Genomic DNA, 23,041 nt, shown 5'->3' on the forward strand with positions numbered 1-23,041 from the left:
GAGCGATGGGCATGGGGATGGTCACGGGCAGGGGCAGGGGCAGGGGCAGGGGCAGGGGCACGGTCACCGGCCTCGGCGCGGCCAAGGGCATGACGGCGAGGCGGCGCAGGCCGACGGCGTCACCGGTGCCGGCGCGGCTGAACGAGCCCCGGGGGCTGGAGGCGGCGTCCGTTCGGGCCGCCGCAGGGCCCGCGGACGCCACCGAGGGCTCTGACGGGCCCGAGCCGGCCGCGATGCCCCTCCGCGTCGTAGACCCCGCGGAGGCGCGCGAGGGATCGGCCGGCCCCGGGCCGACCACCATCCCCCTCCAGATCAACGCCCTCCAGGCGGCCACCCGCATGGTCTTCGCCTTCCGCCTGGCCATGCTGGCCCTCTCCGCCCCCGTGGCCCTCCTCAACGCCGCCCCCGGCCTGGGCACCCGCCTGGTCGGCGCGGCCGTCATCGCCACCTTCATGGTGAGCTACGCCCTCTTCCGGCACTGGGAGCGCTTCGGCCCCTTCCTCCTGCGCCACCCCACCCTCCTCCTCGCCGACACCCTCTTCGGCGCCCTGCTCCTGGTGTCGGCGGGCCCGGACACCCCCCTCGCCTACGTCAGCGTCTGCACCCCGCTCCTGGCCGGCATCGCCTACGGCTACCGGGCCGCCGCCCTTTTCGCGAGCCTCCAGTCGCTGATACTGCTCCTCGTCTACGCCACCACCGCCGACGCCGACACCGGCCTCGCGGAGAAACTGCTGCTCCCCGGCTTCTGCGTGATCACCGGCGCGGCCGGCTCGGCCCTGCGCAACCTGATGCTCCGCTTCGGCGAGGCGACCCAGGCCCTCACCACGACGAGGGCCCGCCTGGCGGCCACGGAGGCCGTCGACGCCGAACGGGCCCGCCTGGCACGGGAGATGCACGACTCGGTGGGCAAGACCCTGCACGGCGTGGCCCTGGCCGCGGACGCCCTGGCGGCGACGGCGTCCAGAACCCCCCTGAACCCCGCCCTGATCAGGGAGCAGGCGGAACTGGTGGCGAGCGCCACCCGCCAGGCCGCGAAGGAGTCCCGCGACCTCCTGACGGACCTCCGGGCCGTCACCCCGCCCGACGCGGCGTCCGCCGCTCCCCGCACCGACGTCCTGGCCGCCCTGAAGTCCCAGACCAGCGACTTCACCACCCGCACGGGCATCCCCACGACCTACCACCCCACCGGCAGCGTCGCCCCGTCCGCCCGCCCGTACCTGCCCCCGCCCATGGCGGTCGAGGTCCTCTCCATCGCCGCGGAGGCCATGGAGAACGCCCACCGCCACGCCACCCCCACCACGGTGGAGGTCAGGGCCGGGGTGCACGGGAACCTGCTGCGCATCAGCGTCCACGACGACGGACCGGGCATCCCCCCGGACACCACCCTTGAACAACTGCGCAGCACAGGCCACTTCGGACTGGTCGGCATGGTCGAACGCGCCGCGTCGGTGGGCGCCCGCATCCGCATGGGCCGGGGCGCCCACCCGCACGGCACGGAGGTCCTCCTGGAACTCCCCCTGCCGACTCTGAGGAACTGACGGAGGAACCCCCCATGCAGGACCCCACATCCGTCCCCCAACCGCCCACCCCGCTCCGGGTCCTCGTCGCCGACGACAACCCGGTGGTCAGAGCGGGCCTGACGGCACTGCTGACGGGCCGCGAGGACATCACCGTCGTGGCGGAGGCGGCGGACGGCCACGAGGCGGTACGGGCGGCCCGCAGGCACCGCCCGGACGTGGTCCTGCTGGACGTCCAGATGCCGGGAGTCGACGGCATCTCGGCACTCCCGTACCTGGTGGACATTGCTCCCGTGATGATGCTGACGTACAGCAGGGAGTCGGCGACGGTGGAAGAGGCCCTGCGCAGGGGCGCCAACGGCTACCTGGTGCACGGCGAGTTCACGGCACCCCAGCTGGTGGACGCCGTGAAGGACATCAGGCAGGGCAGACCCCACTTCACCGCGACGGCGGCGGACGCGCTCCTGACCCAGCTCCGCAGGGCGGCGGATTCGCGACCGCATACGGAATATCTGCCTCCACCCTCCAATGTTCCAGAATCGCTTTCGCAAGTGCAACCACATGTGGGACAGTCCTCCGAGAGGGTTGGATTTCAACTGAGTACGCGGGAGGCGGAGATCATGGACCTCATCGCATCCGGCATGACGAACCCTCAGATCGCCGCGACGTGCTTCATCAGCGAGAAGACGGTCAAGAACCACATCAACCGCATCTTCGCCAAGCTCCACAGCACCACCCGCGCGCAGGCAACCGCCAAGTGGCTGGGGGCAACGTGACGCCCCGCATTTGGGCCCGCATTTGGGCCCCGGGACCCTCGCCCACCCCCCACCCCACCCCCTACGGTGCCCGCACCACAGCCACAACCGGAGGGGCCCACCATGACCAACTGGCTCAACACCCACACCCCCAAGAACAACGACAAGGGCCAGACGGCGGTGGAGTACCTGGGGATCATCGCGGTGGTGGTGGCGATCGTGCTGGCCATTACGGGGACGGATATCGGGCAGTCGATCTACGACGCCATCGTGGACAAGATCGACGAGGTCACCGGTTGACCGAACCCCGCAGGTACGGCGATGCAGGGCAGGCGTTCCCCATCTACATCACGGTGGTGGGGGCCCTGCTCTTTCTTGCGTTCGCGTACCTGGCCGTCGGTCAGGCCGCAGCGAATCGGAACAGCGCCCAGACCGCCGCGGACGCTGCTGCCCTCGCCGCGGCGCAGGACACTCGGGATCAACTGGCCGACGCATGGGTGAAGGAAGTGGGCGAGCCGGCCAACTGGCAGGACATCTTCGACGGCATCGCGACAGGACTCGCCCCTTCTTGCTGGCGCGCCGATCAGCTCGCCGACCAGAACGACGCGCATGTCGAGGCGTGCGCTCAGACGGGTCCTCTGGAGTTCGAGGTCGCGGTCCAGATGGACAAGCCGGTCGGTGATTCCATCGTCCCGGGTACAGAGGGCAAGTTCGCGAAAGCATCCGCCATCGCCGTGATCGAGGCCCGATGCGGTTTCGAACCCCTCGGTGAGGACGCCGGGGACGAGGAACTGCCGACACTCACCTGCGACGGCGAGGACTGGGACCTGGATCCGGAGGACCTCGACGGCCTTCCGGCGCCGGAGGACCTCTTCGACGTCCATCTGGCCGACTGACAAACGAACGACGAGTGACGAAGGAAGCTGGGGATGAGGATTCGGTTCACTACGAAGGCCCGCACAGGGATGGTCACGCTGACCGTGGTGGCAGGGCTGGCCGTCGGAGTGGCCGGCTGCAGTGGCGGAGGCGACGACGACAAGAAGCCAGGAACAGCGACCTCCGCGTCCCGGGACTCCGGCTCCAAGCCGGACGCCCAGGAGGGCACGGACGAGCCCCTGGCCGAGCTGAGGGGTGAGGAGGGCCTGGTTCTCCAGATCACCTCCGCGCAGCGGGACTCCGGCGGCTTCGTGACCGTAAGCGGTTCGATCAAGAACGACGGAGACGAGCCGGCCCGCGTATCGGTTCGCACGGCGGGTGACGAGACCGAGATCCTGCGGCACGGCTCGTCACTCGGCGGCGCGACCCTCGTCGACTCGGCCAGCAAGAAGCGCTTCTACGTGTTGCGCGACACCGACGGCCGTCCGTTGACGACAACCGGTATGCCGAGGATCAAAGCAGGAGACTCGATCCCCGTCTTCATGCAGTTCCCGGCCCCGCCCACCCAGACGGCCGAAGTGTCGTTCCAGATCCCCACCTTCGCCGCCGCCACGATCCAGATCTCCGGCTGAGGCAGTCATCATGACGACCAAGAACGCGCCCCCAGCCATCGCGGCAGCCACCCTCATGCTCGTAACGACGCTCTACGGGGCGACGGTCACGGCGGCGCACGCGGACGAGAGCCCCGGTGTGCCGCCCGGCACCGAGGCGACGGCGGCCGCCCCCGTCGAGGTGGACCCCAACGACCCGGACCTGAAGCTCCCGGAGGGCGCGACGCTCGCCGAGGCCAAGGTGCTGGACATCAAGCAGGTCGTGGAGGAGCAGAGCGGCGACGAACGCCGAGAGGACACCAACGCCGACGTGAAGTTCGCGCTCCAGGCGGAGGTGCTGTTCCCCAAGGACAGCGCGAAGCTGAACGGTGAGGCGAAGGCGAGGATCGCGGGGATCGCGGAGGAGATCAAGACGCAGAACGCGACGAAGATCCGGGTCTTCGGCTTCACGGACAACCTGGGCTCGTCGGCGCACGGAGACGTCTTGTCGAAGCAGCGGGCCAATGCCGTGGAAGAGATCCTGAAGTCAGAGCTGAACGACCCGAACATCACGTACGAGGTGCGGGGTTACGGCGAGGACTACCCGATCGCCTCCAACACGACGGAGGCCAGCCGCAAGAAGAACCGAAGGGTGGAGGTCTCCTTCCCCCGCTCGGACAACTGAACGGGTGAGGCCGGCGAGCCTCACCCCCCACTCCTCACCTCGACGGCGACACCGACCTGAATCCCCCACGCCGCCATCGCCCCGGCCTCGGCCTCCAGGACGTGCCGTGCCCGCAGTCGAGGCAGCCCGAGACGCCCGGGCTGCATGGTGCGGACGGAGATGACACGCAGTCGGCGGTCCAGATAGGCGACGTCGATGGGGATGCGCATGCCGAAGGTGTGGACGCTGTTGGCGGGGGACAGCAGAAGCGCGCCGTCGACGGAGTCCCGCCCGAGGAGCCCACGGGTGCGGGCCCGATAGGAGGAGGCGATCTCCAGCGGTACGGAGAAATCGCCCAGGATCCCCGAAGTCAAAGCCCCTCGGCCGTCAGCCCACTTGCGCGTCATGCCGGGGTATCTCCCCGATTCGGTTACCGATATTCACTTCATGCGGGACGTCTCCTTTGCTTGTCCATAAGCGGAACAACCCACTCGCACAGGGCACCTGGGCCCCGCCCGCCGCGCTATGTAACAGGAGCGTCCCAACAGGGTCCGTGCGCAGCCGATTTGACCGGGTATTCCCGTGCAGTGACCGCCTTCACGCTGGTGCCCTCGCAGCCCCCTGGATAGCGTTGGTTCGCTCAAGAGAAGCCTCGTCCCACCGGGAGTCGACCGTGAAGCGCCGCCCCACCGCCCTCGCAGCGATCGCCCTGACCGCCGCTGCGGCCCTGACGCTGTCCGCGTGCGGCAGCGACGACGACAGCCCCAAGGAGAACGACAAGATCGCGGGTGCCGACACCGGGGGCGACACCTCGGCATCCCCGACCGAGAGCGCACCGGCCTCTGCGGACCGCCCCAAGATTGAACTGCCGTCCGACCTGTCCTACACCTTCGACTGGTCCAAGACGGGTGACCAGGCCAAGGACGCCGTGCTCGCCGACACCGAGCAGGCCATCCAGGCCGTGGACCTGGCAATGGTCAATCAGGACGCACTCGATGAGGCATACCTCTACTACTACGAGGGTGAAGCGGCGGCCAGCGCCGAGGAACTCATCAAGGCGTACGTCAAGGAAAAGGCCCGAGTCACGGGCGCTTACCGCTACTACAACCCTTCAGTGAATGTGAGTGGTAAGAACCAGGCGTCTCTCCTCTATTGCGAGGACCAGGGCAAGGCGTACGACATGTACCTGGAGACCGGAAAGGTCAACAAGACGCAGATCACGAAGAACAGCTACGTGCTTTACATCACGCAGTTGACCAAGAGTGACAAGGGTGTCTGGGTCACCGACAAGATCCAGTCCCAGAGGGGGAGCGACAAGTGCCAGCCCTGAGTGCCTCTTCGCGAGCTCTGATCGTACCCATCGTGATGGTCACTGCTCTGGTGACCGGTACGCCGGCGTTCGCCGACAACGGGATAGGCGGCGGCGCCGAGGAGCCGACTCCCAGCACGGGTGCCGATGTCGACGGCAACACGGTCTCGGTAACCGCCGGAGGCGTCGTCTTCGACCGCTCGAAGAACGGCAGCGGCAAATCGACAGGAGCGCTGACCGCCTCCTCCAACTGGACGCCGCCCGCGTGCTGGTATGCCCCGAAGTACACGCCTGACCAGCTCCAGAAGTACTTGGAGCCGATCTGGGAAGCGGGGTCGACCGGCCATCAGTGGGATGCCGATCAGCGGGAGAAGTACAACGCGAACGACGAGGAAAAGGGCTTCAACAAGGACAAGTCCGGAGACGGTTACTGGTGGGGCACGTATGTGAACGAGAGCTTCCCGCCGGGCTGGGACTCCTGCTACGAGGATGACTACTTCTGGGTGGACACAGGCGATGCCCCGCCCGCGAACGTCGAGAACGCGATAACCCCGGAAATCCTGGCCGGACTTGCCTACGCAGAGATTCGCGTGCCCGGCACGGAAGTCACCTTGGCCCCCGCGAACGCGACGAAGGTGAACCTGCCGACGTGGACGTGGCTGGACGGCGCCGACTTCCATCCGGTGTCGGTGACCGCGTCGGTGCCGGTGCTCGGCCTGGAAGCGACAGCGACGGCGGAACCGGTCTCACTGGAAATCGAGCCCGGTACGGGCGACGCGGTCACCTACCCGGCATCGGGCGTCTGCCCCATCAACAACAACAACGGCCGTATCGGTGAGCCTTACGCGAAGGGCAAGGCGGACCGAACCCCGCCCTGTGGCGTGAAGTACCTCCGCTCGTCCGGCGACGGCACGTACCCCCTCCAGGCCACCGTCACCTGGGAGATCACCTGGACCGGCACCGGAAGCCCTGGCGGCGAATTCCCCAACGGCACCTTCGGCGCGACCCAGGACGTCGTCGTACAGGAGATCCAGGCCATCAACCGCTGACGACGGACGGGGCCGAAAGAGCGCGAAGGAGACGACCCATGGGCGACAGGATCCAGGCCGACCTGGACCTGATCAAGGACTGCTCCGACGCGCTCTTCGGCATCCACAAGGAGTTCGACAGACGCGGCAACCCTGCCGAGGGCTACGGCGACGAACTCGGCAGCGACACCCTCCGCGACGTCTTCGACGACTTCTCCGACACGTGGAAGAAGAACCGCAAAGAGCTGATGAAGGACATCGAGAACCTGGCCAAGTTCACGGGGAACGCGGCCAAGTCCTACGACGGCCTCGACCGCGAACTCGCCAAGGCGCTCAGGGACGCCAAGAAGACGAGGAAGAAGAGCAAGTAGTGACAGCCCGTCCGAAGGACTGGACCCCGCTCTACGATTCCGACCCGGTTCCCGGCGACCCCGACGAGGTCGCCAGGCTGGGCAGGGAACTTCGCGGTATGGCCGACGAGATCGACAAGCAGGCCCGGAACATCAAGGCGCTCGCGTCGGTCGACGGGTGGGACAGCGAGGCCGGACGGGCCTTCCACAAGACGGCCGGCGACACCTCGGACCGGTTGAAGAAGGCGTACGACCGCTATGACGAGGCTTCGGCCGCACTCGGTACGAGGGTCGCCGACGGGGAGAGCGAGGAGTACGCCGGCGAGCTGCACCGGGCACAGCGCATGGCGGACAAGGGCCTGGAGGAGTACCGGGCCGCCGAGGTCGACTACAAGGCCGCTGGCAAGGTTCTCGACCCCCTCAGGGGAAAAGTCCTGACCGGCGACGACGCGGTCCAGCACAGCAAGCAGCAGAAGAAGCAGGACGATGCCGCCGACCTGATGCTCCAGGCCGAGAAGAAGATCCTCGCCGCGAAGCAGATCCGCGACAACGCAGCCCGCAAGGCCGCCAGGCAAATCAAGAACGTGATCCACCACGACGGCGTCAGGGACCCTGGCGGGATCATGGACTGGTTGGCGGATCACGTGGAGTGGGTCTCCGTCCTGGGGACGGTTCTGGCAGTGCTGGCCCTGGCCGCTGCCGTCTTCCTCGGCCCCGTCGTCGCGGTTGCGATCGCCCTACTTGCCGCTGCGACCAGCGCTGTTGCCCTGACCGGTCGGCTCTACGATGTCTTCGCCCGCGGCGGCAAGCTCGACCTGATGAAGATCGCCCTCGATTCACTGGGCATTTTTCCCGCGTTCGGCGCTCTGAAGGGGATCACGGCGGCGGCCAAGGGGGCGCGCTGGCTTACAGCCAGAAACGGCGTCTGGGCCGGTTTCACGAACGGCTTCGGCGTGAAGAGGATCAACGACGGCGTCAGGATTGCCTCCAAGATTCTCTTCGGCAAGGGGATCGTCAAGATCAAGCTCCCCGCGGAGGGATTCAATCCGGAGATGGTCACGCGATGGGTCAAGGGCGCTGCCCTGGGCAACGCCTACGTGCATTCGCTCATCAGACTGCGTCCGCGTTTCGGAGCCGACGACACCGTGCACGATGTCTCTCCTCCCTCCGGGGACGCCCGTCCCATGCCGGAACCGGACCTGTCGCCGAGTTCACCGCCCGGACCCGGTACCCCGACCCCCACGCCGAGGCCGTCTCCCTCGTCGACCTCGTTCCATGCCGCCCTGGCGCCTGCTGCGTAGAAGGACACATCCATGGGTGACTACCACGCGCTGAAGCCCGGGCAGTTCGTCGACGATCAGGGGGTCGTTCACGACATGGTCCCGTCGTCGGTCATCGCCAGTGTGCCGGCGGCCAAGTCGGCGGCGGAGCATTACGGGCGGATGGTGCGCTTCGACTTCCTCGATGACCAGGCCGTGCACTGGATGCTGTTCCAGCGACGTGAGGACACGGAGAAGGCCAGCCTCCTCGGCTGCCTCCTCTCGCTTCCGCTGTTCGTCTTCGGCTTTGGCGCATGGCCGTACTGGGACCTCGTCGCGTCCCAGAGATCGCGATCGTTCCAGATCGGCTTCATCGTCGTGGACACGCTGATCGTGTTCGGATGCCTCCTGGCGACGTACCTGGCACGGCGCCGCACCCTGCTGGATCCGACCCTCCGGAACGTGCGCTGCCGGGTGCGTCTGTATCGCAAGATCGCCGGGATCGCCCGCCGGGGTGGCGCGGACATCCCGAGGATGTACCCGTACTACGGGATGTACTTGTCTTCCAGAAAGTTCTTCCCCGACGCGCCCGAACGTGCCGTCCCCGCGAAGGAAGAGCCCGCGTGACTGCTCCTGCCGATCTGCTGGCGTTCATTCCCACCCATCCGGCGCCGCCGGCCCTCAACTCGGACGACATCCAAGTGCGTTGGGTGATGCCCGAACTCTTCCACGACCTTCCCATCGACGCGGGGGACGACGACGAGACGATCCGCCGGTTGGAGGAGCTCGCCGCTGCGGCACTTCCCGGAGCCGGCGAGGAGGACAGAACCAGGTTTGCCATGATCTGTGCTCTCGGCTTCGACGAACTCCGCGCATTCGGCGCCGAGTACGCCGCGATCGGCGTCATCGCGGTGGAGAACACACCGTGCACCGGAACAGTCTTTGCGACACTCATGGACAGCCCGGACTGCGACGGAATCTCCGCTCAGGTCAAGGCGATCGTTTCCAGCCTCCGCGAGATGAGCAATCACGAGGTCTCCGAACTCGAACTGCCCTGTGGAGCGGCCGTTTCACACATAGGCACGCGGGATCAGAGGCTAGTGGGTGACTTCACCGAGACCGGCGAAGATCTCCTCTTTTCGACCTCCTTCATCCGCGTCTACGTACCGCTCCCGAACGGCACAACCCTGACGATGGAGCTCAGCACCCCCACCATGGTCGGCTGGGACACCTTCTCGACCATGTTCGGGAACATCGTCAGCAGCATCCGTCTGTTCAGCGCGGAGGGAACGCCGCTGATCACCTCCGAAACCACGGCATGACCACGACCCAGGCCCCGCCCTCCGGCTACCGGCTCCTCGTCCCCCGCGACTGGTTCCGCGTCGACCTCACGCACGAGCGCCGGCGGCGTCACTTGAAGACGTTCGTGGACAAGGAGTCCGCGAAGGGCCGTGCATCCTCGGAGTCCACCCGAGGCCTCTGGGAGACCCTTCCCGCTCAGCGGAACGGACGGCCCCATGGGCAACCTGTGCGAGGCGACAGCGCATTCCCTGCGCTGGGCGTGATGGCGCTGCCTTGCACCTCAGACCCGTAACGGCGTCCCCCTCGACCTTGATATCGGGTGTAGACGCGCCCTACCTACCACAGCCGTGATCCGCTGCCCGTTCGCTGGGTAGGGAACACCCCATGACCCAACTAGGCGCAGTCTTCCGCCCCCAACTCCCCCCGGAGCGGCTCCGGGATCTCGCCCGACTCGCTGATGACTCCGGGCTCGATGAGCTCTGGCTCTGGGAGGACTGTTTCCGGGAGGGCGGGGTGTCCGCCGCCGCTGCCGCGTTGGCGTGGACGCGGCGGGTGCGGGTCGGGATCGGGCTGTTGCCGGTGCCGTTGCGGAACGTCGCCGTCACCGCGATGGAGGCCGCCACGCTGGAGCGGATGTTCCCGGGGCGGTCCGTCACGGCCGTCGGGCACGGGGTGCAGGACTGGATGGGGCAGGTCGGGGCCCGGGTCGAGTCGCCGCTGACCCTGCTGCGGGAGCACCTCGTCGCGCTCCGGGCCCTGCTGCGCGGGGAGCGCCTCACCACCGAGGGCCGGTACGTCCGGCTGGACGACGTCGCCCTGGACTGGCCGCCCGACGGGCCCGTAGCCGTGCTCGCCGGCGTCACGGGACCCCGTTCGCTGCGGCTCTCCGGTGAGGTGGCCGACGGGACCCTGCTCACCGACTCCAACTCACCCGACGCCGTACGGCGTGCCCGGCGCCTCATCGACGAGGGGCGGGCCGCCGCCGGGCGCACCGACCCGCATCGCGTCGTCGTCTACCTGCTCGCCGCCACCGGCCCCGGCGCCGCCGACCGGCTGCACAGGGAACTCGCCGACGAGGGGCTCGACTCCGTGCCGGACCTCGGTGTCGCCGGGGACGCCGACGCCGTCGCCAAGGCCGTACAGCGGTACGCGGACGCCGGTGCCGACACCGTCGTACTCCAGCCCACCGGGGACGAACCCGACCCCGAGGGGTTCGTACGGTTCGCCGCGCAGGAGGTGCGCCCGCTCCTGCCCTGAGCGCGTTGTCAGTGCCCGGTGCCACACTCCTCGGCATGGGTGACGACACCGTAGGGCTGCGTGATGTGGTGGAAGCCGACCTCGACGTGTTCTTCGAGTACGAGCACGACACGGAGGCCGTCCGGCGGTCGCGGTTCGAGCCGCGGCCCCGGGACCGGTTCGTGCGGCACTGGCGTGAGCGGATTCTCGGGGACCCGGAGTGCTTCGTGCAGGCGGTCACCGTCGGGGGAGCCGTCGCCGGGAACTTCTGCTCCTGGTGGGACGGCGAGCGCCGGTTCGTCGGGTACTGGCTCGGGCGGGCGTACTGGGGGCGCGGCGTCGGCAGCCGCGCGCTCGGGCTCTTCCTGGAGCGCGAGACGACCCGGCCCCTGCACGCCGACCCCTACAAGGACAACACCGCTTCCCTGCGGCTGCTGGAGAGGCACGGCTTCCGGCGCACCGGGCCCCTTCCCCACAACGAGGACGGGCACGTCCTGCTCGTGCTGACGTGACGGGTCACGGGCGGCGGTCGCCGGTCGCGCCGTCGATCAGCTCCCGCACGATGTCCATGTGTCCCGCGTGCCGCGCCGTCTCCTCGATCATGTGCACCAGCACCCAGCGCAGGGAGACATCATGAGCGCGCCATGACGGCCTGCCCAGGTCGTCCAGGGACCACTCGCGGATCGTCCGGTCGGCGGCGGCCCGGGCACGGGCGTAGAAGTCGGTGATCCGCGCCGTGGTCTCGCCCTGGTCCGCGCGCATGTCCTCGTCGCTGTACGGGTCGAACCACAGCGGTTCCACCTCGCCGCCGAAGGAGGAGACGAACCAGCCGTACTCCACCGAGCCCAGGTGCTTCACCAGGCCCAGCAGGCTGGTGCCCGACGGGTCAGCGGGCGGCGGAGCTGTTCGTCGTCCAGGTCTGCCGGCTTCCCCACCACCGCGTCCCGCATCCGGTCGAGGCTCGCGTGCAGGGTGGCCTTCTCGTCGGCCGTGAACCGGGGGTCCTGGATCCGGGGCTGCGTCATGGTGCCGAAAATTATCAGCGGCCGCCGACAACGCCTGCGAGCATCGGGGGCATGGGCCAGCAGCAGCACAGCCGACAGGGCTTCGACGAACTCGTCGCCGAGGGAGCGGCCGTGCCCACCGAGGGCTGGGACTTCTCCTGGTTCGCGGGGCGGGCCACCGAGGCGCGGCCCAGCTGGGGGTACGCCCTCCGCCTCGCGGAGCGGCTGTCCGGGGCGCCGGCCGCCCTCGACGTCCAGACCGGGGGAGGGGAGGTCCTCGACTTCGCCCTCCGCCACGCGGACCGGGCACCCGTCCTCGCCGTCGCCACCGAGGGCTGGCCGCCCAACATCGCCAAGGCCGCCGCCCTCCTCGCCCCGCGCGGGGTCGCGGTCGTCGCCGCTCCGGAGCCGGCGCCGCTGCCCTTCGCCGACGGCGCCTTCACCCTCGTGTCGAGCCGCCATCCGGTACGGGCCCACTGGACGGAGATCACCCGGGTACTGGCACCCGGCGGCACCTACCTCGCCCAGCACGTCGGACCGCACAGTGCCTTCGAACTCGTCGAGCACTTCACCGGACCCCAGCCGGAAGAGGTCCGCGAGGGCCGCCACCCGGACCGGGAAGGGGCCGCGGCCGAAGCCGCCGGGCTGGAGATCGTCGAACTGCGCGCCGAGGAACTGCGCATGGAGTTCCACGACATCGCGGCCGTCGTGCACTTCCTGCGCAAGGTCGTCTGGATGGTGCCCGGTTTCACCGTGGAGGCGTACGAGCCGCAACTGCGCGGCCTGCACGAGCGGATCGAGCGCGAGGGACCCTTCGTCGCCCACAGCACCCGCCACCTCATCGAGGCCCGCCGACCCGACTGACCGCACGACCGGTGCCCGGGCAACCGCGACCGTGGCGCCCCACCCGACGCCGCCCACCCGACGCCGCCCACCTGACGCCGCCCACCCCTACGCGTGCGCCCCCACCGTCACCTCCCCCCGCACGAGTTCGGGCCGGGCCTCCAGCACCTCGCCCACCCGCTCCACCTGCGCCTCCAGCTCCCGCTCCTGCCGTGCCGTCAGGGCGCCGAGCGTCTCCACCGTGATCGTCGTACGCCGGCCCCGGCGCCGCTGGTGCCAGACCCCGGCCACCACCCCGTCCACCAGCAGCACCGGGAAGTTCCCGGCCTGCCCGCCCGCCAGCGCCCGCCGGTGGGCGTCCCCCGGGAACAGGGACTCGCGGGGCTGCGCGGCGATGACGTACGCGTCGAAGTAGGGCAGCAGCCGGACGCCCCGCGCGCCGGGGGAGGGGAAGCGGGTGTCGCCCGCCACCACCCAGGCCGGCGTGCCCTCGAAGGCGACCTCCTCGATCGCGCCCTCGGCGGCCAGTGCCGTGAAGAGCCGGGTGGCCCAGGCGGTGGGTGCCGCCAGCCACTTGGCGAAGTACGCCGGGGTCGACGGTCCGTAGGCGTGCAGATGGCGCCGGAGCAGTTCGGCCGGGGCGGCGGACGGGGGCAGCGGCTCGAAGTGCGGCGGGCGGGTGTAGGTGACCTTGCGGCCGCGGTTGGGGCCGAAGGCCAGGGCCCCCGACTGGCCCGCCCGGTGCATGACCTGCCGCCAGCGCGGCCACAGGTCCTGGAAGGCGGGCATGACCCGGTCGCCGGCCCACGGGCCGGTGCGTGCCACGACCTCCTCGCCCAGCTCGTCGATGGTGAGGTGCGCGCCGTCCAGCGCCTCCCCGATCGCCGTCACGATCTCCGCGGCCTGCTCCTCGGTGACCCGGACATCGGGGGCGAAGGGGCCCGCGCCGGACGGGACCGCGGGCAGCGCGGCACACCACAGGGGGAGGTCGCGGGCGGGGAGCAGATGGACCGTGCCGCGCGGGCCGTGCGTCTTCACCAGGGTGCGGTCGTCCCAGAGCGCGGCGCGTACGTCGGCGCGGGTCAGGCCGGCGGACCGGACGCCGACCGACAGCTCGGCCGCGGAGAGCACCTGCGCGTGCGCGCCGAGCATCGCCGCCACGAGATCGGGGACCGGGATGTCCCGCGGCGCGGGATTGGCCAGGAACTGCCGTTCGAGGCGCCGTGCGCTCGCCTCTTGCCAGGAGATCGTCACCGTCATGGGGCGACCGTAGGGCGGGTGTAGGTCGGAATCCGTCCTCGTGGGCGACGCACGGGACGTGCGTTTCGCCAGGGTGCAGCAAATCGGTCAATTAGTGCACAAAGTGCCTAATGGGTCCATGTATCGAAGGCTTCACGCGTTATCCGCATCGTTATCACTTGCCCCTCGCGCCTCACGCACAACTCACGTAAGTTCAGACCAAGGTAATTCGCGCCAGCAAAGCTGCGCGGGGCGGCACCGCGCAGTGGAGGGGGCTGCGCGGTGCCGTGTCCAGCCCCGGCCCACCTGCCGGGACGCGGCCCCGCCGGGGCGTCAAGGCGCCGCTCGTGTCCGCGTCACCCGGGTGGGGGATACCCGGGCAACGTACCGAACATGTCGCAGGCATACCCGAATCGGATCGCCCGGTCTCCGAATCTGCCCGACTCCCTTGTGAATCAGCTGAGTTCCGGCCATGAGCCACCCGTGAAACCCCCCTCCCCGGAGCATCGCCGCGTCGCCGTCCGACTTCGGAGAGTAGTTGTGGCACGCCGATGCACGCAGCATCACTTACGAAGGGTTATGGTGGAAGCCCCCCCTCGGGCCGGTCCGTCTCCCCCCCACGGACCGGCCCGTTTTCTTTTGCGTCGCGACGGCCCCGCGCCCGCCCGCCCCCGCAGCCGGCGCCCCCCTCCCCCCCCCACCCCTCGCCGACCCCCGTGCCCCGCGCGGGTAGGCTTCGGCCCTCGGGCCGCCACCGGCGCCCAGGCCGATGCGACGGCCAGGCCGATACGACGGCCACTCGATCCGTACGGAGGGACTGACCATCTCGTGAACCTGCGCGACAAGCTGCGCGGCCTGCTCGTCAGGCTGTACGCACGCCGGGTGGAAGGTCACCTGGACCACGCTCAGGTGCCCGGGCACATCGGCGTCATCATGGACGGCAACCGCCGCTGGGCGAAGGCCGCGGGGTCCAGCACCATGCACGGCCACCGGGCGGGCGCCGAGAAGATCGAGGAATTCCTCGGCTGGTGCTCCGAGACGGACGTGAAGGTCGTCACCCTCTGGCTGCTGTCGACGGACAACTTCGACCGGCCCAAGGACGAACTCGTCCCGCTGCTCGGCATCATCGAGGACGTCGTCCGCACCCTCGCCGCCGACGGCCGCTGGCGCGTCCACCACGTCGGCACCCGGGACCTGCTGCCGCAGCGGATGCGAGACGCCCTCAAGTCGGCCGAGGAGAGCACCGCGCACGTCGACGGGATAGTCGTCAACGTCGCCATCGGCTACGGCGGCCGCCAGGAGATCGCCGACGCGGTGCGCTCGATGCTGCTCGACGCGGCGGAGCGGGGCACGTCGTTGGAGAAGCTCGCCGACGCCGTCGACATCGACATGATCGGCCGCCACCTCTACACCGGCGACCAGCCCGACCCGGACCTGGTCATCCGGACCAGCGGAGAACAACGTTTGTCCGGATTCATGCTGTGGCAGACGGCGCACTCCGAGTACTACTTCTGTGATGTGTTCTGGCCGGCCTTCCGCAAGGTCGACTTCCTGCGCGCGCTGCGCGACTACGCCGCCCGCCACCGGCGCTTCGGCGGCTGAGCCGGGGTCACCCCGTCTGCCCCGTTTGGTGCGGAAGTAACGAGGAGTTCATCGGCGCGCCGTCCTGCGCCGTTGCATGGCCTCGCGTGTTCGAGGGCATAACCCCAGCAGGTCGACGCCCGAACCACGGGTGTCGGATCTCAGCGGACGGCACGGGGCCGTCCGCCCGGGAGGCCCTTTGCACCAGCCCGATCGTGCGGTCACCGTACGGACGAAGCAGTCAAGGGCCGGTTCTCGGCCCGTGCGTCGCGGCCGCCGACCGGTCTGGTTCCTCTCGCCCTCCCGGCCCTGCTTCCTCTCCGTCGCTCCCCGACCTCTTCCGAGGGGGTACGTCCTTCCGTGGTGACCAGCACAAAGCGCCACAAGTCCGACCGGCGCACCTACGTTCTCGACACCAGCGTCCTGCTGGCCGACCCGAACGCCCTGAACCGCTTCGACGAGCACGAGGTAGTGCTCCCCATCGTCGTGGTGACGGAGTTGGAGGCCAAGCGGCACCATCCCGAACTCGGCTACTTCGCCCGGCAGGCGCTGCGCCTGCTGGACGAGTTCCGGGTGCGGTTCGGCCGTCTCGATTCACCGATCCCCATCGGGGAACTCGGTGGGACGGTGCGTGTCGAGCTCAATCACTCGGACCCCAGCGTTCTGCCGAGCGGCTACCGCCTGGGGGACAACGACTCCCGCATCCTCGCGGTGGCCCGCAATCTGCAGGCCGAGGGATTCGACGTCACCGTGGTGTCGAAGGACCTCCCGCTCAGGATCAAGGCCTCGTCCGTCGGGCTCCTCGCCGAGGAGTACCGCGCCGAACTCGCCATCACGGACTCCTCCGGCTGGACCGGAATGTCCGAACTGACGCTCTCCGGCGAACAGGTGGACATCCTCTTCGAGGAAGGGCACGCGTACGTGCCCGAGGTCGCCGGCCTGCCCGTGCACACCGGGCTCACCATCCAGTCCGAGCGCGGCAAGGCGCTGGGCCGGGTGACGGCCGAGGGCAACGTCCGCCTGGTGCGCGGCGACCGGGAGGCGTTCGGCATCAAGGGCCGCAGCGCCGAGCAGCGCATCGCGCTGGACCTGCTGCTCGACCCGGACGTCGGCATCGTCTCCATGGGCGGCCGGGCCGGCACCGGCAAGTCGGCGCTGGCGCTGTGCGCGGGCCTGGAGGCGGTCCTGGAGCGCCGCCAGCACCAGAAGGTGATGGTCTTCCGGCCGCTGTACGCGGTCGGCGGGCAGGAGCTGGGCTATCTGCCGGGCACCGAGGCCGAGAAGATGAGCCCCTGGGCGCAGGCGGTCTTCGACACGCTGTCCTCGGTCGCCGGCCGCGAGGTCATCGAGGAGGTCACCGCGCGGGGCATGCTGGAGGTCCTGCCGCTCACCCACATCCGCGGCCGTTCGCTGCACGACGCGTTCGTGATCGTGGACGAGGCGCAGTCACTGGAGCGGAACGTCCTGCTGACCGTTCTGTCCCGGATCGGCGCGAATTCGCGGGTCGTTCTGACCCACGATGTGGCGCAGAGGGACAATCTGCGGGTCGGCCGCTATGACGGTGTCGTCGCCGTCGTGGAGAAATTGAAGGGGCATCCGCTTTTCGCCCACGTCACGCTGACGCGGTCCGAGAGGTCCCAGATCGCGGCCCTTGTGACCGAAATGCTGGAGGACGGGCAGATCTGACCCGAGTGCCGAACTTGGGGTAGCTACCGACCGGTTGGCGCCGTCCGGCAAAGGCTGAGAGCCTAGCCGGGCGGCGCCTTCGCGTGCTGCCGTTTCTCGGAACTCCCAGGGGCAAACGGGATGTGAGCTTTCACACGCAACACAGAATTGCCTTGCGGCATCCGGGTACGGCAGAGTCTCACTCCTGTCAGGCCCCGCATACGGCACATCTGTACCCCCAGCGGTACGGGACAACTCGAGAAGCACCGCTAACTCCATAACGTCGTCGTATGCCGCCCGCGCACCACGCGGCGCTCCCCGTGCGGGAGTTGCCCACCGGGCCCGCGCCTCCTGTGACCCCGCAGTTGGAGGCCAGTGCCAGGGGCACGATTGCGTCCGCCAGGGTCACCGAAGCGGGCGATGCTGGAAGGAAACCGTGTGAGCCGGATCTCGGTCCGGGGATTCGCAGTGGCCTCGGCCACCGCGGTCACCGCTGTCGGAAGCGTCGTCGGCGTTGCCTCGGGCAGCACCGCGCAGAACAACGACGCCGAAGCGACGGCAGCCGACGCCACGCTCCTCGCGGACATACCCACGGGTCAGCAGGCCCAGGTACAGACCGCGTCCCTGACTCAGCAGGCGAACGTCCAGGCCATCGCCGCGGACGCCAGTGCCAAGAAGGACGCGGAGGCCGCCGCCCGCAGGGCTGCCGCCCAGACCGCGATCGACAAGAAGGACGCGGCCGAGAAGGCGGCGAAGGCGGCCGAGGAAGCCAAGGAGCGCGAAGAGGCCGAGACGAAGGCCTCCCGGTCCTCCTCCAGCTTCCCGGTGCAGAGCTCGTACACCGTCGCGCAGATCCAGGCCATGGCGCAGCAGATGGTGCCGACCGGCCAGTGGACGTGCTTCAGCAACATCGTGAACCACGAGTCCAGCTGGAACTACCAGGCGGTGAACCCCTCTTCGGGCGCCTACGGTCTCTTCCAGGCGCTCCCGGCCGGCAAGTACGCCTCCGCCGGAGCCGACTGGCAGACCAACCCGGCCACCCAGATCAAGTGGGGCCTGAACTACATGAACGAGCGCTACGGCAGTCCCTGTGACGCCTGGTCGTTCTGGCAGGCCAACCACTGGTACTGAGCCGGCCCCCGCTCAACCCCGCACAGCCCCTCGCCGTCCTACGGTGAGGGGCTGTCGCCATGTACGGTTCGGAGCGGACGACTCCGGGGGGAGTGGTGGGGAAAGACGGGGGAAGAGGACGCATCATGTCGCGAGTGCCAAGATGGCTCGGCCGGATCGGGACCGGACTGACGCGGATGGGTGAGCGGTTGGACCGCCGCCGCGCCGAAGTGGAGCGCGAGAGCGCCGAGACCCCGCCCCCGCCCCCACCCCCACCCTCGTCCTCGTCCGACGACCGGGTGCCCCCGCAGGTCCCGTCCGTGCCCACCCACCCCGAACGGCCCGATCCGGCGCTGGCCGTGCCCTGGGGGGTGCGGGTCGCCGCCGAGGCGGGCTGGCGGCTGCTGGTGCTGGCGGGCACGGTCTGGGTGCTGATGCGGGTCATCAGCGCCGTACAACTGGTGGTGCTGGCGTTCGTCGCGGCGCTGCTGATCACCGCGCTGCTGGAGCCCACGGTGGCACGGCTGCGGCGCTACGGCGTTCCGCGGGGGCTGGCGACCGCGCTCACCGCGATCCTGGGCTTCGTGGTGATGGGCCTGATCGGCTGGTTCGTCACCTGGCAGGTCATGGAGAACATCGACAACCTCTCCGACCAGGTCCAGGACGGCATCGACGAACTGCGCAACTGGCTCCTGAACAGCCCTTTCCATGTCACCGACAAGCAGATCAACGACATCGCGGAGAACCTGCGCGACGCGATCGGCGCCAACACCGACGAGATCACCTCGGCGGGCCTGGAAGGCGTCACCGTCATAGTCGAGGCGCTCACCGGCATCCTCCTCGCGGTGTTCTCCACCCTCTTCCTGCTCTACGACGGCAAGCGGATCTGGGAGTGGTCGCTGAAGCTGGTGCCCGCGGCGGCCCGGCCGGGCGTGGCGGGCGCGGGCCCGGCCGCGTGGCGCACGCTCACGGCGTATGTGCGCGGCACGGTGATAGTCGCCCTGATCGACGCCGTCTTCATCGGCATCGGCATCTACTTCCTCGACGTCCCGATGGCCGTGCCGCTGGCCGTGTTCATCTTCCTGTTCTCCTTCATCCCGCTCGTCGGCGCGGTGGCCTCCGGGGCGCTCGCCGTGGTGGTCGCCCTGGTCACCCAGGGCGTGTTCACGGCCGTGATGACGCTGGCGGTGGTGCTGGCGGTGCAGCAGATCGAGGGGCACATCCTCCAGCCGTTCATCCTGGGGCGGGCGGTGCGGGTCCACCCGCTGGCGGTGGTCCTGTCGGTCGCGGCGGGCGGCATGATCGCGGGTATCGGCGGTGCCGTGGTCGCGGTGCCGCTGGTGGCGGTGACGAACACGGTGGTCGGCTATCTGCGCGCCTACTCGCAGGAGCAGGCGCTGCCCCGGCAGGCGGCGCCCCCGGCGCCCGAGCCGGTCGCCGCGGACGCCGAAGCCCCCGCCACCCACCAGGGGTGAACGGGGCCTTGCGGTAGGGCGGATCCAGGCGGCGAGGACCGCTTGGCCTCCACCGGGTTGGGCGGGCGCGAGGCCGGCCCGAGGTGCATTGATCAGGGAAATCGCTACACTCGGTCGTGTTGACCGGAGGCGATCATCAGTGACCGTGGGCCATGTTCCGGCCAGGCGGCGGCTGCCCAGTCTGGCCCAGCTGCGGGCCTTCGCCGCCGTCGCGGAACACCTGCACTTCCGGGACGCGGCCGCGTCCATCGGGATGAGCCAGCCCGCGCTCTCCGGCGCCGTCGCCGCGCTGGAGGAGACCCTCGGCGTCACCCTCCTGGAGCGCACGACCCGCAAGGTGCTCCTCTCCCCGGCCGGCGAGCGGCTCGCGGTGCGCGCCAGGACCGTACTGGAGGAGGTCGGCGCGCTGATGGCGGAGGCGGAGGCGGTACGGGCGCCGTTCACCGGAGTGCTGCGGCTCGGCGTCATCCCGACCGTCGCGCCGTACCTGCTGCCGACCGTCCTGAGACTGGTCCACGACCGCTACCCCGAACTCGACCTCCAGGTCCACGAGGAGCAGACCGCCACCCTCGTCGACGGACTGCACGGCGGACGGCTCGACCTGCTGCTGCTCGCCGTACCCCTCGGGGTGCCCGGAGTGGTCGAACTCCCCCTCTTCGACGAGGACTTCGTGCTGGTCACCCCGCCCGGCCACGAACTCGGCGGCCGGGCCGGCATCCCCCGTGAGGCGCTGCGCGAGCTGAACCTGCTCCTCCTGGACGAGGGGCACTGCCTGCGCGACCAGGCCCTCGACATCTGCCGGGAGGCCGGCCGCGGGGACGTCCCGGTCACCACCACGGCCGCCGGCCTGGCCACCCTCGTCCAGCTCGTGGCCGGCGGACTCGGCGTCACCCTGCTGCCGCGCACCGCCGTGAAGGTCGAGACGAGCCGCAACGACCAGCTGATGACCGGCACCTTCTCCGGCCCCGCCCCCGCCCGCCGGATCGCCCTCGCCATGCGCACCGGAGCGGCCCGCGGCACCGAGTACCGGGAACTGGCCGCCGCCCTGCGCGAGGCGCTGAGGCCGCTGCCCGTAAGGGTGTGGGACGGCGGCGACTGAACGACGAACCGCATTCCCACTCGGTCAAATGAGCGCCGAACAAAGAGCTTTGAAAGGCCGGTAATTTCAACTTCCGTCAACTAGGGGCAGGTCGGTAATCCGGCGCTGTCACGCGGGTTCCGGCTGCTAGACATTCCCCCCTGAGTGCTACGCGTCAGGCGTGTGTACGAAAGGCCAAGGGGAGTGATGTCGGGCTATCACCAGCTGGCGCCGGCCCTGGCCGGGTGCGGGCGCGACGGATACACCGGGGCCCTGCGCGTCGCGGGAACCCCGGGCGGCTCCGTCCACTTCAGCAACGGCCTCGTCGTCGCCGTCGAGTCGCCCGGCTCCCCCGGCCCCGAGGCGCTGCTGCTGCGCTCCGGCCGGGTCAGCGGAGAACAGTGGGCCGCGCTGACCCGGGAGTCCGGCGGGGCGTCCTGGCCGGTCGCCGAACTCGTCGCGCACGGCCATGTCGGCGAGGCCACCCTGCGGGTCGTCTGTCTGATGGCCCTCAACGACGCCGTGTTCGCCGTCGCCGCCGGCCTCGTGGACGACTGCCGGCGCACCACCGACGGACCCGGCCCGGCCGCACCGCTCGCGGTCGGCGAGATACCCAGCCGGCTGCTCCAGGACACCGCCCGCCGCCTCGCCGCCCTGCGCGCCCTGCCGCACCCCGTGCACCCCGACCGTGAACGCCCGCTGCCCGCACCGCGCCGCCCCGACGCGCTCACCCCGCTCCAGGGCGAGCTGCTCGCCCACGCCGACGGCCGCAGCACCGCCCGCGATCTCGCCTTCCGCACCGGGCGCGGCGTCTACACCGTCACCGTCGAGGTGGCCCGGATGCTCGCCGAGGGACTGCTGGAGTGCGCCCCCGACCCGGCGCCGGTCCGGATCCGCACACCCCCCGAGGGCGTCCACCGCAGAGCCCCGGCGCTCCCCCCGCCGCCGTCCGCGGAACCGCCCGCACCGGGAGCCCTGCCCCGCCGCCGGCCCGGAGCCAGCGGCATCGGCGAGGCGCTCGCCCCGCAGGACGCCGAGCCGCTCGCACTCCCGAGCCCCGAAACGCTCGCCCCGGAAGGTCCCGAAACGAACTGGAAATGGTTCTTCCGCCTGCGGAACACCACCGCCAGACAGGCCCACGAACAGCAGTGAACAGCAAGAGGGGAGTTGACCACATGGACCACGAAGCGCTGGCGCGGGAAATGCGCGGTCTGCGCGAACAGGTCACCGGAATCACCGACACACTGGTGGCCGCCGCCGACGGACTGCTCATCGCGGCCGACACCGCGGACGCCATCGACCCCGAGTCGCTCGCCGCCCTCGCCGCGGCCGGCCTCGGCCTCGCCCGGCGCACCGCCCAGGCCGCGCGCCGCGGCACCCTGCGCCGGGCGGTGACCCAGGGCAGCGGCGGCTGCGCGGTCTTCTACGCCGTCGGCGACACCGCGCTGCTGGTCGTCCTCGGCGACGAGGGACTCGACCTCGACCGGCTGCACCTGGAGTCCCAGCCGGCCCTGCGCCGCATCGACGCGATCCTCACCGGCACCGACGAGGCGGACGGCCACCCGGCCGACGGCCACCCCGTCGCCGTCCACCCCGCCCGTACCGATCCGAGCACGAACGGCGGCGCTCCCCACGACAGCGCCCTCAACCACAGCGCTCCCCACCACAGTGAGAAAGCGACGGAAGGTGTCTGAACACATGGCGACCAAACGCATGACCCCCGGCTTCTCCGACCAGGTCATGGGACTGGTCAAGTCACTGCGCACCGACGCCCCCGACTGCCTCGCCTCCGGCGTGGTCGACATGAGCACCGGCATGCTGCTCTCCTACGAGACGGTCGACAACCACCCGCCGGAGGTCCTGGACCTGCTGGCCGGCGCCACCCTCGACCTCTTCCAGGGCCGCACGGTCGTGATGATCGAGGACGTCTTCAAGGAGCGCCGGGGCGTCGAGTCCGACCAGCACTTCTTCCAGGAGATCCTCGTCAACAGCGAGAACCTCACCCATCTGTTCATCCGGATGAGCGAGCAGCAGGACGTCGTCGCCGTGGTCGTCTGCCGTAAGTCGGTCAATGTCGGCATGCTGTTCGCCCAGGTCAGGCGGGTGGTCAAGGAGTACGGCCTGTGACCGGGGCGGGCCCCTCGCCGGTGTCGCGGCGAG

Annotated in this window: 24 protein-coding genes and 2 pseudogenes; 23 read left to right on the forward strand and 3 right to left on the reverse strand. The window is 69.8% G+C overall.

From position 1 onward, the window contains the following. Positions 1–11 precede the first annotated feature (11 nt). From ABT296_RS28460 to ABT296_RS28485, 6 genes are all read left to right on the forward strand, one after another. A complete protein-coding gene (locus ABT296_RS28460) occupies positions 12–1,538 on the forward strand; it encodes a sensor histidine kinase (protein WP_502977349.1) in 1,527 nt (508 codons plus the stop codon). A gap of 14 nt (positions 1,539–1,552) precedes the next feature. Then, positions 1,553–2,293, forward strand: coding sequence for a response regulator (locus tag ABT296_RS28465; RefSeq protein ID WP_351931521.1), 741 nt, complete (start codon positions 1,553–1,555; stop codon positions 2,291–2,293). 102 nt (positions 2,294–2,395) lie between these two features. Next, a complete protein-coding gene (locus ABT296_RS28470; protein ID WP_351931522.1) occupies positions 2,396–2,572 on the forward strand; it encodes a Flp family type IVb pilin in 177 nt (58 codons plus the stop codon). Continuing rightward, positions 2,569–3,168 (forward strand): pilus assembly protein TadG-related protein, encoded by a 600-nt coding sequence (locus ABT296_RS28475; RefSeq protein WP_351931523.1) that lies wholly within the window; start codon positions 2,569–2,571, stop codon positions 3,166–3,168. The genes ABT296_RS28470 and ABT296_RS28475 overlap by 4 nt, the downstream gene beginning before the upstream one ends. A 33-nt stretch (positions 3,169–3,201) precedes the next feature. After that, positions 3,202–3,780, forward strand: coding sequence for a hypothetical protein (locus tag ABT296_RS28480; protein WP_351931524.1), 579 nt, complete (start codon positions 3,202–3,204; stop codon positions 3,778–3,780). 10 nt (positions 3,781–3,790) lie between these two features. After that, entirely contained in the window at positions 3,791–4,423 is a 633-nt protein-coding gene (locus tag ABT296_RS28485; protein WP_351931525.1) for an OmpA family protein, read from the forward strand. Positions 4,424–4,443: 20 nt separating this feature from the next. On the opposite strand, the gene ABT296_RS28490 is transcribed toward ABT296_RS28485, so the two are convergent. Then, positions 4,444–4,809 carry a DUF192 domain-containing protein gene (locus ABT296_RS28490; protein WP_351931526.1) on the reverse strand — a complete coding sequence of 122 codons (366 nt, stop codon included), beginning with the start codon at positions 4,807–4,809 and terminating at the stop codon, positions 4,444–4,446. Positions 4,810–5,075: 266 nt separating this feature from the next. Here ABT296_RS28490 and ABT296_RS28495 point away from each other — a divergent pair, with 266 nt between their 5' ends. The 8 genes from ABT296_RS28495 to ABT296_RS28530 all read left to right on the forward strand — a co-directional run bounded on the left by ABT296_RS28495 (position 5,076) and on the right by ABT296_RS28530 (position 11,398). Then, entirely contained in the window at positions 5,076–5,732 is a 657-nt protein-coding gene (locus ABT296_RS28495) for a hypothetical protein (RefSeq protein WP_351931527.1), read from the forward strand. A gap of 35 nt (positions 5,733–5,767) precedes the next feature. Beyond that, positions 5,768–6,760, forward strand: a complete 993-nt coding sequence (locus ABT296_RS28500) for a hypothetical protein (RefSeq protein ID WP_351931556.1) — start codon at positions 5,768–5,770, stop codon at positions 6,758–6,760. Positions 6,761–6,798: 38 nt separating this feature from the next. Then, on the forward strand, positions 6,799–7,110 hold the full coding sequence (locus ABT296_RS28505; RefSeq protein ID WP_351931528.1) for a hypothetical protein: 312 nt from the start codon (positions 6,799–6,801) through the stop codon (positions 7,108–7,110). Then, complete coding sequence (locus tag ABT296_RS28510; protein WP_351931529.1) at positions 7,110–8,390, forward strand: putative T7SS-secreted protein; 1,281 nt, start codon at positions 7,110–7,112, stop codon at positions 8,388–8,390. The genes ABT296_RS28505 and ABT296_RS28510 overlap by 1 nt, the downstream gene beginning before the upstream one ends. 12 nt (positions 8,391–8,402) lie before the next feature. After that, complete coding sequence (locus tag ABT296_RS28515) at positions 8,403–8,975, forward strand: hypothetical protein (protein WP_351931530.1); 573 nt, start codon at positions 8,403–8,405, stop codon at positions 8,973–8,975. Then, entirely contained in the window at positions 8,972–9,670 is a 699-nt protein-coding gene (locus tag ABT296_RS28520; RefSeq protein WP_351931531.1) for a hypothetical protein, read from the forward strand. Before ABT296_RS28515 ends, ABT296_RS28520 begins: the two co-directional genes overlap by 4 nt. A gap of 364 nt (positions 9,671–10,034) precedes the next feature. After that, positions 10,035–10,907, forward strand: coding sequence for an LLM class flavin-dependent oxidoreductase (locus ABT296_RS28525; protein WP_351931532.1), 873 nt, complete (start codon positions 10,035–10,037; stop codon positions 10,905–10,907). Positions 10,908–10,942: 35 nt separating this feature from the next. Beyond that, positions 10,943–11,398, forward strand: a complete 456-nt coding sequence (locus tag ABT296_RS28530) for a GNAT family N-acetyltransferase (protein ID WP_351931533.1) — start codon at positions 10,943–10,945, stop codon at positions 11,396–11,398. A 4-nt stretch (positions 11,399–11,402) separates the two neighbouring features. On the opposite strand, the pseudogene ABT296_RS28535 reads toward ABT296_RS28530, so the two are convergent. Beyond that, a pseudogene (locus ABT296_RS28535) lies at positions 11,403–11,911 on the reverse strand (DinB family protein). A gap of 51 nt (positions 11,912–11,962) precedes the next feature. On the opposite strand from ABT296_RS28535, the gene ABT296_RS28540 reads away from it, so the two are divergent. Beyond that, on the forward strand, positions 11,963–12,754 hold the full coding sequence (locus ABT296_RS28540) for a methyltransferase domain-containing protein (RefSeq protein ID WP_351931534.1): 792 nt from the start codon (positions 11,963–11,965) through the stop codon (positions 12,752–12,754). Between the two features lie 87 nt (positions 12,755–12,841). Here the strand turns inward: ABT296_RS28540 and ABT296_RS28545 are convergent, their stop codons facing one another. Further along, positions 12,842–13,993 carry a winged helix DNA-binding domain-containing protein gene (locus ABT296_RS28545; RefSeq protein WP_351931535.1) on the reverse strand — a complete coding sequence of 384 codons (1,152 nt, stop codon included), beginning with the start codon at positions 13,991–13,993 and terminating at the stop codon, positions 12,842–12,844. Positions 13,994–14,800: 807 nt separating this feature from the next. Here ABT296_RS28545 and ABT296_RS28550 point away from each other — a divergent pair. From ABT296_RS28550 to ABT296_RS28585, 8 genes and pseudogenes are all read left to right on the forward strand, one after another. Further along, positions 14,801–15,574: an isoprenyl transferase gene (locus ABT296_RS28550; protein ID WP_351931536.1), complete on the forward strand. Its 774-nt coding sequence runs from the start codon at positions 14,801–14,803 to the stop codon at positions 15,572–15,574. A 339-nt stretch (positions 15,575–15,913) separates the two neighbouring features. Continuing rightward, positions 15,914–17,239 (forward strand): RNA 5'-3' helicase PhoH2, encoded by a 1,326-nt coding sequence (gene phoH2, locus ABT296_RS28555; RefSeq protein ID WP_351931537.1) that lies wholly within the window; start codon positions 15,914–15,916, stop codon positions 17,237–17,239. 417 nt (positions 17,240–17,656) lie between these two features. After that, positions 17,657–18,349, forward strand: a complete 693-nt coding sequence (locus ABT296_RS28560; protein ID WP_351931538.1) for an aggregation-promoting factor C-terminal-like domain-containing protein — start codon at positions 17,657–17,659, stop codon at positions 18,347–18,349. A gap of 125 nt (positions 18,350–18,474) precedes the next feature. Next, positions 18,475–19,803, forward strand: coding sequence for an AI-2E family transporter (locus tag ABT296_RS28565; RefSeq protein WP_351931539.1), 1,329 nt, complete (start codon positions 18,475–18,477; stop codon positions 19,801–19,803). A 139-nt stretch (positions 19,804–19,942) separates the two neighbouring features. Further along, positions 19,943–20,902: a hydrogen peroxide-inducible genes activator gene (locus ABT296_RS28570; protein ID WP_351931540.1), complete on the forward strand. Its 960-nt coding sequence runs from the start codon at positions 19,943–19,945 to the stop codon at positions 20,900–20,902. Between the two features lie 186 nt (positions 20,903–21,088). After that, positions 21,089–22,033, forward strand: coding sequence for a MarR family transcriptional regulator (locus ABT296_RS28575; protein ID WP_351931541.1), 945 nt, complete (start codon positions 21,089–21,091; stop codon positions 22,031–22,033). 23 nt (positions 22,034–22,056) lie between these two features. Beyond that, positions 22,057–22,425 (forward strand): annotated as a pseudogene (locus tag ABT296_RS28580) (roadblock/LC7 domain-containing protein); the annotation flags it as partial. Positions 22,426–22,579: 154 nt separating this feature from the next. Continuing rightward, positions 22,580–23,008 (forward strand): hypothetical protein, encoded by a 429-nt coding sequence (locus tag ABT296_RS28585; protein WP_351931542.1) that lies wholly within the window; start codon positions 22,580–22,582, stop codon positions 23,006–23,008. The last annotated feature ends 33 nt before the right edge of the window (positions 23,009–23,041 follow it).

Origin of the sequence: Streptomyces sp. NPDC000983, from assembly GCF_040299205.1 — a bacterium.
Taxonomy (GTDB): Bacteria; Actinomycetota; Actinomycetes; order Streptomycetales; family Streptomycetaceae; genus Streptomyces.